Source organism: Nostoc sp. LPT (genome assembly GCF_017115165.1).
Classification (GTDB): domain Bacteria; phylum Cyanobacteriota; class Cyanobacteriia; order Cyanobacteriales; family Nostocaceae; genus Nostoc.
On sequence record NZ_JABXKF010000035.1, the window covers coordinates 52,249 to 68,114 of the forward strand.

The window sequence follows — 15,866 nt, forward strand, 5'->3', positions numbered from 1 at the left end:
AAGTTAGCAAAAATTATTTTATTTTAGCTTGCTTTATTAGTTTATATATGCAATACTTATTTTATAGTAAAGTAGTTTTGTAAAACTATTTTTAATTCAAAGTTTTTCAGCAAAATTTATAGTTGCTTCTCACAATAAGGTTAGTAGGAGAAGTTGCAAAGTATGCAATTAATCGAAACAAAAGAGTCTCAAAATTATCTCGATCTAGCTAAGTCTTTAGCAGAGGAATTTGCCCAGACTGCTGTCGAGCGGGATGCTAAAGGGGGAACGCCAAAGCACGAACGCGATCGCTTGCGCCAAAGCAACCTGCTAAAACTAATCGTACCCACAGAGTACGGCGGTTTAGGGCAAAGCTGGATTACCGTTCTGCAAATTACCCGCGAGTTTGCTAAGGTTGATAGTTCCATTGCTCACGTCTTTTCTTACCACCATCTAGGCGTAGTAATTCCGCATATCTTTGGTTCGGCAGAGCAAAAACAGCGATATTACTCAGCAACTATTCAGAATAATTGGTTTTGGTGCAATGCCCTCAACCCTTTAGATAAAAGAGCGACTCTGACACCGGAAAATGATTATTTTCGTCTGAACGGAATTAAAAGCTTTTGCTCTGGCTCTCAAGACTCGGATATATTACCGATTACTGCCATTCATCAAAAAACTAGTGAATTGAATATTTTGGTAATTCCTACGCAACGGCAAGGCGTTACTGTTCATCATGATTGGGATAATATCGGGCAACGTCAAACAGATAGTGGTAGTGTTACTTTTGAGAATGTGTTGGTGTACCCTGACGAAATTCTTGGTAGTAGAGACAAACCCAGTCAACCCTTCAACACTATTCGCGCCTGCTTAACTCAATTGAATCTTGCTAATATCTACTTGGGAATTGCCCAAGGAGCATTTGAGGCTGCTAAAACATATACTGCAACTAATACAAAACCTTGGCTGACATCAGGCGTAGAAAGTGCAACCCAAGATCCTTACATCCTCCAGCACTATGGCAAAATATGGGTTGAACTCCAAGCAGCTAAGAGCTTGACTGAGCAAGCAGGAGAATTATTACAAGCGGCTTGGGAAGAAGAATGGTCACTCACCGCCGAACAACGTGGGGAATGTGCGCTTTGCGTCGCTACTGCCAAAGTTGCAGCGACCAGAGTCGGTTTAAACATTACTAACCGCATTTTTGAAGTTATGGGCGCACGCGCTACTACGGCAAAATACGGTTTTGATCGCTATTGGCGTAATCTTCGCACGTTCACTCTCCATGATCCGGTAGATTACAAAATTCAGGAGATCGGAAATTGGGCGTTAAATGATGAACTGCCAAAACCTAACTTTTATTCATAGTTATAGGGTTATTGGTGTAGATAATCGGAATTCAGTAGTGCTGAGTATAACCCCATAGTTAAAACTAGGGGATTGAACCTAGGACATATTTTTTCTCACCATGAGCGTCTCGAAAAAAATAAAAATATTTTTTCATAAATAAATTTCGGGTTGCGACTACCCTATATGCTGAGTGCAATTAATTTTACTTTTTACTCTAAGCCGAGTTACTCTAAGCCGAGGCACTGTTTTAGTGATTTGAAGTCTTCAGAAATTGAATCACAGCTTGTAGCTTTATAATTATATCGAGATCCCCTACTTATTTTCAAAGTCGGGGATATATCTACTGAAGTTAATTCAAAACAAAAAAGAACAATAACTTCAAATTACTAACTCCTTACTTTATACAAATATGACGATTTCTCAACTATTTAACGTTGCCAATCTTTTCGTATTGCCATTTTGGGCGTTGATGATTTTATTGCCGAACTGGAAAGTCACACGACAGATAATGTCATCATATCTACCCTTTGTGCTGTTAGCTGGGGCGTATTTGTATTTGTTTATCAACAGCATTACCCCAGAAAATGCTCAAGCTTTATCGAATCCTCAATTAGCTGATATTGTACGGTTTTTTGCAAATGAAACAGCTGCGGCAACAGGTTGGATTCATTTTTTAGTGATGGATTTATTTGTCGGTCGCTGGATTTATTGGGAAGGACAGAAAACAGGTGTTTGGACAATTCACTCTCTGGCTTTATCTTTGTTCGCTGGGCCTTTGGGATTACTGTCTCACATTTTAACTGACTGGATTACTAAGAGATTTTTTCCAAAGTTTCAGCAGAATGAAACGGTGACGGTAGGAGAAAAAGCTGCGTCATAATCTGGCATATAGTAGGGGCGCATAGATGTGCGCCCCTACTATTACAAATTACCTGATTTTCAAATTATTAAGCCTTGTCGTGTCTATAGTCAGCATCTAACCAACAGCGCGGTAGAACTTCACCTGAAGGAAAAACGAGATTTTCTTTTTTAAAAGTCTCTGGTTGCTGTTCTTCTTGACCCTCTTGATCTTTTGCTTTAACAGCATCAGTATTCGGGTCAATTAATTCCTGAATTTCAACAATTTTTACCAATTCGCCACTATCTTTGACTTGTAAAAGCATAGAAATTGCCTCAATAAATTTGCATGAAAGTTGGGAGTGAGTCTCAAAATATATTCACTCGCGCCTCAACCAATTTAGAAGGTCGAGATTCCTTAATTGTTAAAGGAAATTTTTACCAGATATGAACACATAAATTACATAAAATTCATCTATGTGTCTCTGTGGTTTTTATCTTTATAAAATTGACGCGATAATAAATTAATCATCAATTCAGCATTTCAAATAAAGGAATACTGATCGAGAAAATTGTCTAATTCAAACTAATCTTGGTTGTAGAGATTAGATTTCGCGTTGATATTTTTCTAAAATATCAATTAATGTTACTTGGCATTGCAGTGGCAGTAAATCACTTAAAGGAAGTTCACTTCTACCGCCACCAATTTTTACTGTAATTGATTTCAAGACTTTTAAAACTTGATCTTCACTTACATTGTTGGAAGTAATTAAAGGATATAACTGTTCAGCTACAAGGGTGTGCAGTTTGGCATTAGATAAATAAAGATGCCATTTGGCAATATCTATGTAGACATTTTCGCCAATTTCAGCTGCTAGGGCTTCTAGTAGTTCTGTGGTGTTAGTCTTTGCCATAAAAATAACCCTACATTAAGAAAAAGTGCGAAATCTCAGACTTTCTTACATTATGGCTCAATTAACAGCCTAATCCTACTACCAGAGGTTACAATCGCCCCAGCATCAGTAATCCGTCTTCAGGTGGATTTAGGTGGAGTTTCGCTGTAATTAGCGATCGCACTAATATAAATTAGATGCACTAATACTATTCCTGTCCAACTTGCAGTGAACAACGGCAGCCACTCCCAGGTAGTGCTTTTCAAGATGTGAAAAAACCATAAGCCAGAATTAATTGTAGCAGCGATCGCTACATGCATGGCAAAATTCATCCGGTCATCAATCTTGCGGTAATCAGGGTCTTTGCGATCGGGTTTGCGAGGCCAACGAGGAGGCATAAATATTTGTTACAGATTTAAATACACCTACTCATTCTAAGGTTTTTGGTGCAGTCGTTGCTATTAGACTTCTAGAAGCAGTCATAATTGAATTGCAAGTCAAGCACAGCTGGGTTAAATCCTATGACTATCTTTGGGCAAATAGACTCCGATCTGCTTTATCCCGATAGTGACGGCAAACCAATGGCAGAAAACACAGAACAGTATCGTTGGATTGTCTTAATTAAAGAGAATTTGGAGATTCTGTTTGCTAATAATAACAATATTTTAATTGTAGGCGATTTACTTTGGTATCCTGTCCGTTCCCAGCTGATTACACCGACTGCACCTGATGTGATGGTTGTCTTTGGTAGACCAAAGGGCAAACGTCGTTCCTATCGTCAGTGGCAAGAAGACAATATTTCACCGCAAGTAGTCTTCGAGATTCTCTCCCTTAGTAACGATGCCAAGGAAATGGATCGGAAGTTAGAGTTTTACGATACTTATGGTGTTGAAGAATATTATTTGTACGACCCTGAAAGTTTTCAACTAGATGGCTGGTTGCGGCAAAACAACCATTTGAATAAGCTATGGCAAATGGATGGTTGGGTCAGTCCCCGTTTGGAAATTAGATTTGAGACTGGGCAAGGAGAGTTAGTAATTTACCGTTTAGATGGACAGAGATTTTTGAACTCCCTGGAACTCAATCAACGGGCAGAACGGGCTGAGTTCTTATTAGAACAAGAACGCCAACGCGCCGAACAGTTGGCAGCATACTTACGTAATCTCGGCATTGATCCTGACAACCTGCCGTGACTGGGGAGATGAAGAAGGAAATATGGTACAGGTTACAGGGTACAGATTATTCCCTATCACCAAAACAGTGCTGAGTGCCGAGTAACTCGGCTTAGAGTAAAAAGTAAAATTAATTGCACTCAGCATATAGGGTAGTCGCGCCCCTAAATTTATTTATGAAAAAAATATTTTTATTTTTTTTGAGACACGTAGTGCAAGAAAAAATACGTCCAAGTTTTCAATCCCCTAGTTTTAACTATGGGGTTATACTCTAAGCCGAGGCACTCAGTACTCAGCACTACTGAACTGTCACCTAATATGCCCAATAGCTTATTGCTCTGACGGCGAATAATCTCCTGATTTCCCGCCACTTTTACTTATTAAACGAATTGATTCAATTTGAATCGACTTTTCTAAAGCTTTTGCCATATCGTATAAAGTCAGAGAAGCTACAGAAACGGCAGTTAAGGCTTCCATCTCTACACCGGTTTCAGCTTTGGTTTTGACTGTGGCTTGAATTTGATAACCCGGTAGTTGGGAATCGGGTATGATTTCGACTGCGATTTTTTGCAAAGGTAACGGATGACAGAGGGGAATTAAAGTGGCTGTTTGCTTGGCTGCCATAATCCCAGCCAATCTTGCAGTTGCTAACACATCCCCTTTTGGGACATTTCCGGCTTGAATGGCAGCGAAGGTGGCTGGCAGCATTCGCACATTGGCAGCTGCTACTGCTTGGCGAATGGTGGGTGCTTTATCAGACACATCAACCATCTGTGCCTGTCCTTGGGGATCTAGATGGGTTAAGTTGGCAAAATTAGCTGGAAAATTATCTTGTGCCATTTGATTAGAACGTGTTAATATAGATTGTCGGTGAGGGCGTGTAGCTCAGTGGACTAGAGCACGTGGCTACGGACCACGGTGTCGGGGGTTCGAATCCCTCCTCGCCCGTTTTTAAAAAGTTAAGAGTTGAAAATTAGGAGTGAAGAGTCACATTTCATCACTCCTAACTTTTAAGTTTTTCAAGGCGTAGGCATCTGGAGCTAGACCTAATGCAAAGCGCAGTGAGTTGGATAAGTTTTTGCTCGAACGGGTGAGGAAGAGGATAAGTGCTACAGAAGTGATTGCAGCACCGTAGCCAAACATATCGCGGTAGCCTACAAGTTCTGCGATAATACCCAAAAGAGGAGCAGCGATCGCAACTCCGAGATCGAGTCCAGCTAGACATATCGCAAAAATTTTCCCCCGTTCTTGCGGCAGTGAACGGTCTGCCATCATGGTAATCATCATCGAGAACAGTGTACCACCACCAGCACCTTCAGCGATCGCAGCCAGTAAGAAAACGATCGCGCTGTTAGCTTGCCACAGCAGTATTAACGCTAAAACGTAGCAAAAAATACCAAAGGTAATAAACAAACCACGCCCGAAGTGATCGCTTACCTTACCAGCAAATATCCTGATACTAAAACTAGAAATTGCCCCAGCTGTAAAAAACAGTCCGCCATTGAAATCTACCTCAGTGGATTTGAGGAACAATGCCACAAAAGTATGTACAGCACCAAGGGACAAACCAACCAGCAACATAACTATAGTTGGAACTCTCACCCGTGGACTAGCCAAAATTTGCCAAAATTTGCCATCCTCTCCCTGAGTTTGCTCTTGCATTTGCACTGGCGGATTCGTAACTTGTAAAATCTCCAAGAGGGCGACAAAACCCAATTCCGCGGATAACAGAAATAACATCCCGTAACCACTTGTCGCTTCTAAATACCCACCCAAGGCAGGGCCAATTGCTAAACCAATAGGAGTTGCGAGGCTCATGTACCCAATGATTTCCCCACGAGTCTTGGCAGGTGCTAAATCTGCGACTAAGGCACTGTAGCCAGTGCCAAAAGCAGCAACACTAATGCCGTGAAAAATCCGCACCAGGATCAACAGCCCAATAGATCGGGTTGCCAAGTAACCAAAGGGTGCGATCGCAGCTACTATCGTACCAATCAATAAGACAATTTTGCGACCACGTTCATCGGCTAATCGTCCCAGCATCGGGCGAGATAGCAATAACCCAATAGCAAAACTGCCCATGACAAGACCAATTTCTTGCTTGCTTGCGCCCACATCATTGATGTAAAGCGGTAGGGTTGGTAAGAGCGAAGACAGGCTCGACCAGAATAATAAACCTGCTGTAAATAGAATCAGCAGGTTGCGCCGCAGTTGGGCGTCAAAGGTATTAAATGCTTTCAAGGTAGATGCAATTTAATTGGTTTTTTGTCATTTGTCATTTGTCATTTGTCATTTGTCAAGAGTCAACCAATATTTACTCTTAACTATTTACTAATGACCAATGACTAATGACCAATAACTACCATTGTTACGTTACTTAACATTTTTTGCTACTACTTCTCGCACGCGATAGATAGGCCTTCCTTGGGATTCATGGTATGTACGCATGAGCAATTCTGCCAAAAGACCGAAGCAAAACAACTGCACTCCAGTTACTAACAAGAGAACTGCTAAAATCAGCAAGGGGCGATTGCCAATGTCCTCATGGAAAGCCAATTTGACGAAAGTCAAGTAAATTCCGATCGCAGTCCCCGAAAACATTGAAATCAAGCCCAACAGCCCAAAAACGTGCATCGGACGGGTGAGGAATCTTTTCATAAACAAAATGGTTAACAAATCCATCAATACCCGGAATGTCCGCCAAATTCCATATTTACTACGACCAAAGCGGCGGGCGTGATGACGTACAGGTATTTCAGTAATTCTAGCTCCTTCAATGTACGCCAAAGCAGGTAAAAATCTGTGTAATTCCCCGTAGAGATTCATATCTGCCAATAGTTCTGAACGATAAGCTTTCAGCGAACAACCATAGTCATGAATATTCACGCTAGTGGTGCGGCGAATTAGCCAATTGGCAATTTTGGAAGGAAGTAACCGATTTACGGCCCCATCTTGGCGTTTTTGCCGCCAACCACTCACTAAATCGTAACCCTCATCCAGCTTTGCTAATAACATAGGGATATCAGCTGGATCATTCTGGAGATCGGCATCTAAAGTAACGATCGCTTTACCGACTGCATAATAAAATCCAGCAGCCATCGCCGCAGTTTGTCCGTAGTTACGACGCAAAATCACCGCTTTTAAATCAGTGCGGATTTGCGCCTGTTCTTTGAGAAAATCCCCAGAACCATCTGTAGAACCATCATCTACACAAATGATTTCATAATTTACCTGACTAGAGGATAAAGTAGAGGCGATCGCTTCTAGTAAAAGCGGCAAACTCTCCACCTCGTTATGTATTGGTACTACTACTGAAACATCTGGGACAATTGCTGAAATCGCCCCATTTTCTCCTTTCACCCCTCGATCAACCAACCCACTCCTCATAAGCCTCAGCGTCCTCAGCGTTTCTGTGGTTCGTAACTCTTAAAAACTCTACCAGCACCTCGCAGCTGCTGATAGTACGACTGACTAACCGCATCTCCCTGTTCCGAGAGAATATCAATTCCGATCCCATTCCGTCCCTGCTCTTTCCCAGAACTATGGATATAATAACCATCCGCCAAATAAAGCCCGACATGGGTGGCTTTTTGGCTAGTTCCAAAAAATACCAGATCCCCGGCTGCTAATTCTGCAATCGTAATTGGTTGAGTGAATCCTTCCTGTTGATAGGCATCTCTAGGTAGCCAAATACCCACCGAAGCAAACGCCGCCTGCATTAACCCAGAACAGTCATAATTTGGCCCAACCGTACCACCCCAAAGGTAATAATTTGATTGTTGCATCGCTTTTTGGGTAAAGGCGATAATCTCTGCTAGAAGTTTTTTAATCTCCAATTCAGAAAATGTTGCAGCCTGATAAGGTACAGTAGCAGATTGTAATGAATCAAAATCTGAAACAGATACCCATCCCAGATAGTCATCTTCACATAAATACACCTCAACCGCCGAATTTTGATGATTTGATGTTACCCACAAATGTCTTCCAGATGCAGCTTGAGTTGCTAAACGCGTACATTCAGGAGAATCATATAAATTCAGGTCAGCTAAACACTGATACTCCCCTGATTTTGGATTTTGGATTTTGGATTTTAGATTAAAGGACATTATCAGAGAATGATTTTTTTTAATAAAGACGAACAACTCGAAAATCTTGGGTTAGGCATTTTAGATGCAACTTGGGCAGTATTTGGGAGTTTAGCACGTAACCAAATTGCGCTGACTTGGGTTGTTTACGATCCCCCAGTGCGAGTAAATACTGGTGGGGCGCTGACTCCCAACGCTTTTTGGGATCACCCTGTTCGTGGTTTCACTTATCGCGGTGTTGAGCGGATTTATCCTGCCAGTGTAGTCAAGCTATTTTACCTGGTGGCGGTAAACGAATGGCTAGAAAAAGGCATGAGTCAAACCTCCAAAGAGTTGGAGCGAGCTTTACGGGATATGATTGTCGATTCTAGTAACGATGCTACCAGCTTGGTTGTGGATATTTTGAGTGGCACCACATCAGGTCCAGAATTACCAATCGGCCCCTTTGAAACCTGGAAATATCAGCGTAATATTATTAACCGCTATTACCAATCTTTGGGTTGGGAAGAATTGGAGACAATTAACGTCTGTCAAAAAACTTGGGGTGATGGCCCTTATGGACGGGAACGGGCGTTTGTGGGAGAGTTACTAGAAAATCGTAATATGTTGACCACAAATGCGATCGCCAGATTACTGCATAGTATTGTAGGTGGGGTGGCAGTTTCAAGTGCGCGATCGCAAGCCATGATGGCTTTACTGAAACGTCCTCTCAACGATTTGTCCCCTGACACTGAGGAAAATCAGGTAACAGGTTTTTTAGGTGGTGGATTGCCTGAAAATGCTCAAATTTGGTCAAAGGCAGGTTGGACAAGTCAAGTTCGCCATGATGCTGCGTATATTGAGTTACCAGAACAGCGGCCTTACCTCTTAGTGGTATTTACTGAAGGTAAAGCCCAAGCTAAGAGTCGGGATATTTTGCCCTTTGTTTCTAAACTAGTTGCCGAAGCGATCGCTAGTCTATGATCTACTCTTTTTCTCTACGAGAAGCTACGCATTCGTGTAGCGTTCCGTTCGCGCAGCCTCTGGTAGAGAAGAGAAGGAAAGGCAGTTCGTTAAAAAGGTAACTTTTACGGAGTTCAACCACTCATTAATGACAAATTCTGCCTCTTCTGTAGTAGATACACTAACCTATATTTTTGTCAAGACTAATTTAGAGACATTAGCCTAGACGTGTAATAGATTTAGTCTCCGCCAAATAGGTAATATTAAGATTTTCTTTTGTTACTATTTGATCCCAAAGATCGCCCCAACCTTTTTTCAATGCGGTAACAACGGGTTTATTTTCTACACCCAAATTATCGAGCAAAATCGTTTGGATAACGATAGGTGTGATCCAGATTAAGCCATAATAAGCGGGGATGGCTGTCATCACACCATACCCCTGCACAGAATAGATATACTCCATCATGCCCACAAGGCTAAGTAGTTTGTTGTCTTCCAAGAACTGATAAAACGTTTTATTCAGCAATGCCATTGGTGGCTTTGCTGGCATCGGCTTTTGTAAACCCATGATCTCGTAATGAAGGATATTGTATCTGGCAAGGTCAAAAGCAATTCTAAGTTGTATCAACCTTGAATCATAATCTTGGGGGCGACCTAGTAAGGCTTTAGCTTTCAAAACGATATATTCGGGTTGTGTAACAAGGGGAGCCACATGAAAAGAATCTGGAAATTCGCCTTTGGTGAGAATCCCTCTAAAATCCTGATCATTTCCAACGAAATCAATTTGGTCGTTATCCACAAAAAATTCCTTCAGTTCCTCGATCATGTGATAGTAGGAAGGCGATAAATAACATGTGCCTAACTCACAGACTGTCTTCTCATCTGAGCCGCTTGGATAAGGGCCGTCTTCAGTAATGGTATGGGTTTTTCCACAGTATCGGTCGGTTGATTCCAGAATTTCTATATTCGTGTATCCCAATCTCTTTAGCCTAACGGCAAATAAGAGACCACTAACACCAGCACCCAGAATTACAATCGGCGCGTCTGAATCACTTGGCAAGGCTTTTTTTGCACTGTCCACAGAATTCAGCATCAATGCGGCGTAATCCCAGCAATGCAAGACCGATTCAAAACAAGTGAATCCATGCACATACAAGGTCTTATTGTGTCCCTGCAAATTCAGAAGCTTCCAAGGGAAGCCTTCCTTCAAGTCTTCATTAGAGAAGTGATCAAAGTAAGGTGTAGTGACGGTTTCCACTACCTCGTAGTTGAGAGAGAATGGCCACCAGTCGCTGTTGTGCAAGTCCTGTTTAAGTTTTTTCTCAAACTCACTGGCGGGCCATGGGGTCTTAGTTTCGCCTACCAATTGATAGACAGTCACCAAGTTATGTGTCATTTGACTCGCACGCTGAGGTCCAAATTGCTTGGCGGATTCGTTACGATATGCATAGACAGTTCCGTTCATCTCCTCCAATAGTTTCGGACCAAATATGACAGGATATGTTTTTGTCTGGGAAGATGAATTATTGACCTCGACTTTGAGTAGCGATGTATGGAATGTGAAATTTCTCAACTTGTCAAAGATAGTGCGTTCTTCAGGCGTGTAATCACAAATTTTAGACAAGTTCCTGGGGTCACAAGCTATGACAAGTAATTCACAGTTTTTTTCAATAATGGATTCGCCATTACCGTTGATTGTGTATTCGAGGCGGACTGGGTTCAGTGAGGACGAAGAAAGCGTTACGTCGTTGCTGTTTCTTAGCTGTACCATTGCTGTTTAAATGCTATATATTAACTGTGCGATTTAATACCTGGTTTGAATTTTACATTATCAAATCAAACTACACAAGCAAGCTAAGAATAAAAGAGCGATTTTTTTTCGGGGGAGATGGGGGATATGCAATGCGGTAAGATGACCAAGCCCCTTTAGGGCGGGGGTGCAGGGGTGTAGGGGTGTAAGGGTGTAAGGGAATAATATAGCCCCAAAGTTCAAAGTTTCAGAGCAAATTAATTTATTAATGAAAAGATAAAAAATATTAACCGAGATACGTAGTACGAGGTTAATGGCGTCGAAATTCAGAGCAAATTAATTTATTTATGGGGATTCCCCTACACCCCTACACCCCTATTTTTTGAACCTACTATTTCAATTTAAATTCATCAAATTTCAATACTTCCGAATCAGGCTTGCGAGTATCAAAGCGATAACTACTTATCGTACCTGTTCCCGTATCAAAGATACTGAAAACTGTAATATCATTACTCGCAATATAAGGCATCGGCTTTGCATCTTCACCAAGCATTGGGGCAATTGTAGGCACTATCGGTTCTAACCCATTAGGATCGCCAAGCTTAACATAATTCTCTTGATATCCAATTGGCACTTCTCGCTTTCTATCACCCCAAGCAGCGCCATAAGTATTACCTACATTAGATGTTTCTAGAAAGTGCATTCCACTGGAACTAATAAAGCGATTCCACAAATGGGAATGCCCATAGAATACCAATTGCACATTAGCTGCTTCAAGTATTGGGATAACATCGCCGATAATATAATCTGCGTCTTTGGGATACTCGTAACGCACTGCTTTGATATTGCCGCTATCCCGTTCAATTATTTGTACTGGTTCTGTATAAGCAGGAACTATATTATCACCCAGAGTGTGGGGTGGATGATGAAACATCACAACTTTGTATTTTGCTTGTTGAAACTCAGGGCTGTTAAGTTCCGACTCTAGCCAATTATATTGCTTGCTGCCTTTAGCAATTGGCTCATAAATCACCTGTCCATAACCCCAATTTTCAGGGTTATTTAAATCCTTTTCTGCTTCTAGATATCTACCCTTATGCTTTCTAGTTAAACTGGGAGTCCGCCACATACTCGTAATGTACAGTACCACCAAACGTACATCACCAAAACTGACTGCATAATACCTTTTTCCACCCTCTTTACTTTTTGGTAAAGAGAAAATTTCTTCATAGGTATTAGTATTAAAAGAATTATCGATTAAAGATTTATCTGGGTAGATTTTTTGAGCAACCACACGGGGAATTGTATCATCAAATTCATCATTTAAACTTCCCGTCCTGGCAAAGCGCCCCATCACCTCATGATTGCCAATGCAAGTAAACATCGGTGCATGTTGAATTATTTGTCCACCAGTGTATGTTGTCTTAACACCATCGTGCGTCATTTCATATTTAGCACGACCTTGTAAACCGGGAAACAACGCACCACCAATATTATCATCAAACCATTCTGAGGCGCGATCGCTAACATTGACCAAATCACCGGCAAACCATACGCCATCAACTCGTCCAACTGTTTCTACCACCTTTTGCAGATTTGCTGCTGTCATCGGCTTTAATTGATGATCTGAGGTAAGTAGAATTTTCAGTGCTGTATCTAATTTGGGAGTAGCTGCGAGGGTAAAAACATCACTGTCAACACTCTCGCCATCTTTTCGCACACTTGTGACACGATAGTTTACCCGCACATCAGGAGTTAAGCCAGTTACCTCAGCCTCATGTCGCCAAATGTCTCGCTGGATGGGTTTTTGATAAACTTGTCCGTCTTCGGTTTGGTTTGCAACTCTTGAGTGTTGGTCTTCACGTGTGCGACTGAGTTTGGTAGTATTTGCCTTAGCAGTTTGTTTGAGATTTTCGCCGTAGCTTACTGTGTGATTAACACCAGCAAATTCAGTAAACCAAACTACTCGTACTGATGTTTCAGTTGGCAATTGCAAAAATGGATCGGTGAGTAGTTGGGGTGCTGATGTCATAATTATTTGCCCAAATGAACGCACACCTACCAGAGTAAAGCATATAACAAGTACAAGCATAGCTACTGAGGAAATTTTACGGCTGCGTAAGCATCTGAGCATGAGTCAAATACCAAATTTTTTAGGGTATTCACTGACTGAACGCATTTTATCTTAACGTGAAAGCCCTATAATCACGTGATATTAGGTCAACTCGCTTACCATCACTATCCGCGTCACCCCACCCCAACCCTCCCCGATGTGTTGGGGAGGGGGCAAGATTTCAAGTTTCCCCCCAATACATCGGGGATTAAGGGGGGTCTTTCCAAGTCGAGCATCTGGAGTGTGGGGTGTAATGACTGTGGGAATCATAACTAATTATACGGACATGATATAACTTACGGTGTTTTTATAGTCCTCAGAGTTGACTTATGACTCCTGACTCCTGCCCAAACAGTAAGTGGCTGCCCAACTTGCTTATACAGTAAGCTCTCCAGAATTACACCATTATTGTTGGCGGTAAGAGTTTTATTCGGCTGATGCAGAGACTCATAAAAGCCGTTGTACCAGCCTTCTTTAGACTTAAGGTTGGCTTGAACGAAATCAAATAACTGGCGAGTATAAGCAGTGTTATAAAGTACATGCCAGCCGATCGCAGCTTTGGCACTGAGGAATCGCAAATTGTTGTGCTGTTCTCTGGTATCTGCAATAGTTGCCCAAGGTTCTCCGTTGACAAATAGGCTACTGTAAACAAAGTATGGCGGGCGATCTAAGTTGTCTTCGGTGACGGCGGTTAATTGTTTTGTGGCTTCATAACGCGCTGCTTGAGCAGCTAAAATCCGATCGGCATAGGCTTTAGGCAAAGCTTGAAACCCAGTTTCGATGCCATCTAAGATATAGGGTTCGCTAAGAACGTAGTTATTGGCTCCAGAGTTTTTATAGTCACGTTTGTCGTAAGGAATTCCCTGTCCATAAAGATCGACAAAGGCAGTATGGGACTGATAATCTAAAGCTTTATTAACATTTAAGCCCCAAAGCTTCAGACCATAAGCAGCATAATTCTCATAGCCCAAGCGACCTTCTTGATTGTACTGTTCTTTGCCTTTGATAACGGTAGTACCGTACATTTGACCATTTGTGGTCAGACGTTTGACTTGCCAGTGTTTCCAAACTGCTGCTGTTTGCGATCGCATTTCGGGATACTTTGCCTCGACAATCTTTAACCAGATTGCCATTCTTCCTAAATCAATGGCTGACCATCCAATTTCTTCCCGTTTTTCTAGTTGACCATAATTAACAGGTACGAGAGTTTTCGCATTGTAAACTTTGTTCGGTAGTTCTCCTTTATATAAGGGCATTGACGCCAGTGTATTCAACATTTTGCTCATTTTGGCTGCAAATTCAGCCGCAGGCACGATATTGAGTTCTCTAGCACTGACTAAGGCGGCGATCGCTGCTGTCTGATCCCACATACTTATAGAGGCAAAGCCATCAACAGAATTAATCAAGCCAGTTTCATCGTTCCAGTTGCGCTGGAAGTATGACCAAGCCTGACGGGCCGTTGTCATTTCTTCTGGGGTCAGTTTTCCAACTCCAGGAGCAGTATAGGGAATTATGGCTACTGTTAATTGGTTCTTAGGAATCGGTTGACCTGGCAAAACTACGGATTTAGCATCAAGACTAGCAACTATTTCAGCTTCTTTCGCATCAGAGACAGGGGGTTGGGTTTTCTGTGGTTGGGAAGCAGTTGGGGATGTTGACGATATTTCAGGTTTTTTTATAGAAGTCTGGGAAAGTTGCTTAGACCAAACATTTAAAATTGTGATCGCGATCGCAGCGGTAACGATTCCTCCTACAGAAGCTAGTATGGACAAGCTCTTAGGTGGTGGTTGAAAATCAGAACTCATACTGATTAAAGCCTCATATTGTTAGTCAGTGTTACTTGCGTAATTTCACCAAATACATTCTTCCCAATTTTGAAATCTAACTAACACCCAGAAGTTCACCCGATGGGAACTATTAAAACAGTGAACAGTGATCAGTGACCAGTGACCAAGCGTATGGTGGGGGACTTAAACCCAATTGATTTAACTGGTAACTGATAACTGGTAACTGGTAACTGTTAAAATTTACATTCCGCCCACTACAATAAAGTAGTCACGCACCCGATCTCTGGAGTTCTAGCAGTGGGATTATTTGATGATTTGAGTCGGTTTTTAGAAAACCGTTTAGAAGAATTCTTGCGTAACAATCCACATTTGGAGTTAGAGGCGCTGCTAGAACAGCTGCGTGAGCAAGAAGAAGACACATTAAAGCTGATCGCAGATTTAAAATTACAAGAGAAGCGATCGCAAGAAGAAATTCTCTCCACCGCGCAAGAAATTCAGCGTTGGCATATCCGTATTCAAAAAGCCAAAAACGCCAATAGAGAGGATTTGGCGGCGGCGGCGGGTGAGCGAGAAGCAGCCCTGTTGCGCGAAGGAAATCAGCGTTGGGGACACATGCAAGGGCTGAAAGAACGGATTAACCAATCTCAGCAACTACTGCAAAAAATTCAGCAACGGCGACAGGAGGTGCAAGCTAAAGCAGCCGAAGCACAGACAGTCCGTGCTAAAGCCCAAACCCAGCAGCGTTTTGAAACCAGTGGCTGGTCGAATCAGACTAGCAATTATTCGAGTGGTTTTGATGACTTAGAAGAGAAGTTCCGTAGCTGGGAAACTCAGGATGAATTAGAACAAATGAAGCGGAATATGCAGAAGTAGCGCCTATTGGCTAAAATACGCCGAAGTAACAAATGAGTACGCCGAAATAACAAATGAGTACGCCGAAATAACAAATGAGTACGCC

Annotated in this window: 15 protein-coding genes and 1 tRNA gene; 6 read left to right on the forward strand and 10 right to left on the reverse strand. The window is 42.0% G+C overall.

Going from position 1 to position 15,866, the window contains the following annotated elements:
* The first annotated feature begins 162 nt into the window (after positions 1–162).
* Positions 163–1,347, forward strand: a complete 1,185-nt coding sequence (locus HWQ58_RS08445; RefSeq protein ID WP_292860326.1) for an acyl-CoA dehydrogenase family protein — start codon at positions 163–165, stop codon at positions 1,345–1,347.
* A 391-nt stretch (positions 1,348–1,738) separates the two neighbouring features.
* On the forward strand, positions 1,739–2,209 hold the full coding sequence (locus HWQ58_RS08450; RefSeq protein ID WP_292860329.1) for an ABA4-like family protein: 471 nt from the start codon (positions 1,739–1,741) through the stop codon (positions 2,207–2,209).
* A 67-nt stretch (positions 2,210–2,276) separates the two neighbouring features.
* Here the strand turns inward: HWQ58_RS08450 and HWQ58_RS08455 are convergent, their stop codons facing one another.
* From HWQ58_RS08455 to HWQ58_RS08465, 3 genes are all read right to left on the reverse strand, one after another.
* Positions 2,277–2,492: an acetyltransferase gene (locus HWQ58_RS08455; protein ID WP_292860332.1), complete on the reverse strand. Its 216-nt coding sequence runs from the start codon at positions 2,490–2,492 to the stop codon at positions 2,277–2,279.
* 279 nt (positions 2,493–2,771) lie between these two features.
* Complete coding sequence (locus HWQ58_RS08460; protein WP_292860335.1) at positions 2,772–3,080, reverse strand: DUF3181 family protein; 309 nt, start codon at positions 3,078–3,080, stop codon at positions 2,772–2,774.
* A gap of 119 nt (positions 3,081–3,199) precedes the next feature.
* The gene (locus tag HWQ58_RS08465; protein ID WP_292860338.1) at positions 3,200–3,457 is read right to left on the reverse strand and encodes a hypothetical protein; all 258 of its coding nucleotides are present in this window, start codon (positions 3,455–3,457) and stop codon (positions 3,200–3,202) included.
* Between the two features lie 123 nt (positions 3,458–3,580).
* Between HWQ58_RS08465 and HWQ58_RS08470 the strand changes: the two genes are divergently transcribed.
* On the forward strand, positions 3,581–4,252 hold the full coding sequence (locus HWQ58_RS08470) for a Uma2 family endonuclease (protein WP_292860340.1): 672 nt from the start codon (positions 3,581–3,583) through the stop codon (positions 4,250–4,252).
* Between the two features lie 309 nt (positions 4,253–4,561).
* Here HWQ58_RS08470 and moaC read toward each other — a convergent pair whose 3' ends face one another.
* On the reverse strand, positions 4,562–5,071 hold the full coding sequence (gene moaC / locus HWQ58_RS08475) for a cyclic pyranopterin monophosphate synthase MoaC (protein WP_292860343.1): 510 nt from the start codon (positions 5,069–5,071) through the stop codon (positions 4,562–4,564).
* A gap of 34 nt (positions 5,072–5,105) precedes the next feature.
* Here moaC and HWQ58_RS08480 point away from each other — a divergent pair.
* Positions 5,106–5,179: transfer RNA gene (locus HWQ58_RS08480), tRNA-Arg, on the forward strand.
* Between the two features lie 39 nt (positions 5,180–5,218).
* Here the strand turns inward: HWQ58_RS08480 and HWQ58_RS08485 are convergent.
* The 3 genes from HWQ58_RS08485 to HWQ58_RS08495 all read right to left on the reverse strand — a co-directional run bounded on the left by HWQ58_RS08485 (position 5,219) and on the right by HWQ58_RS08495 (position 8,337).
* Positions 5,219–6,472: an MFS transporter gene (locus tag HWQ58_RS08485; protein ID WP_292860346.1), complete on the reverse strand. Its 1,254-nt coding sequence runs from the start codon at positions 6,470–6,472 to the stop codon at positions 5,219–5,221.
* Between the two features lie 132 nt (positions 6,473–6,604).
* Positions 6,605–7,618, reverse strand: a complete 1,014-nt coding sequence (locus HWQ58_RS08490) for a glycosyltransferase family 2 protein (protein ID WP_292860348.1) — start codon at positions 7,616–7,618, stop codon at positions 6,605–6,607.
* Between the two features lie 14 nt (positions 7,619–7,632).
* Positions 7,633–8,337, reverse strand: a complete 705-nt coding sequence (locus HWQ58_RS08495) for a C40 family peptidase (RefSeq protein ID WP_292860351.1) — start codon at positions 8,335–8,337, stop codon at positions 7,633–7,635.
* A gap of 9 nt (positions 8,338–8,346) precedes the next feature.
* Here HWQ58_RS08495 and HWQ58_RS08500 point away from each other — a divergent pair, with 9 nt between their 5' ends.
* A complete protein-coding gene (locus HWQ58_RS08500; RefSeq protein WP_292860353.1) occupies positions 8,347–9,279 on the forward strand; it encodes a serine hydrolase in 933 nt (310 codons plus the stop codon).
* A 196-nt stretch (positions 9,280–9,475) separates the two neighbouring features.
* Here HWQ58_RS08500 and HWQ58_RS08505 read toward each other — a convergent pair whose 3' ends face one another.
* The 3 genes from HWQ58_RS08505 to HWQ58_RS08515 form a co-directional block, all read right to left on the reverse strand.
* Positions 9,476–11,029: an FAD/NAD(P)-binding protein gene (locus HWQ58_RS08505; protein WP_292860355.1), complete on the reverse strand. Its 1,554-nt coding sequence runs from the start codon at positions 11,027–11,029 to the stop codon at positions 9,476–9,478.
* A gap of 370 nt (positions 11,030–11,399) precedes the next feature.
* Complete coding sequence (locus tag HWQ58_RS08510; protein WP_292860357.1) at positions 11,400–13,040, reverse strand: metallophosphoesterase family protein; 1,641 nt, start codon at positions 13,038–13,040, stop codon at positions 11,400–11,402.
* A 377-nt stretch (positions 13,041–13,417) separates the two neighbouring features.
* Positions 13,418–14,926: a DUF3131 domain-containing protein gene (locus tag HWQ58_RS08515; protein ID WP_292860360.1), complete on the reverse strand. Its 1,509-nt coding sequence runs from the start codon at positions 14,924–14,926 to the stop codon at positions 13,418–13,420.
* Between the two features lie 279 nt (positions 14,927–15,205).
* Between HWQ58_RS08515 and HWQ58_RS08520 the strand changes: the two genes are divergently transcribed.
* A complete protein-coding gene (locus HWQ58_RS08520; RefSeq protein WP_292860363.1) occupies positions 15,206–15,781 on the forward strand; it encodes a TIGR04376 family protein in 576 nt (191 codons plus the stop codon).
* Positions 15,782–15,866 lie beyond the last annotated feature (85 nt).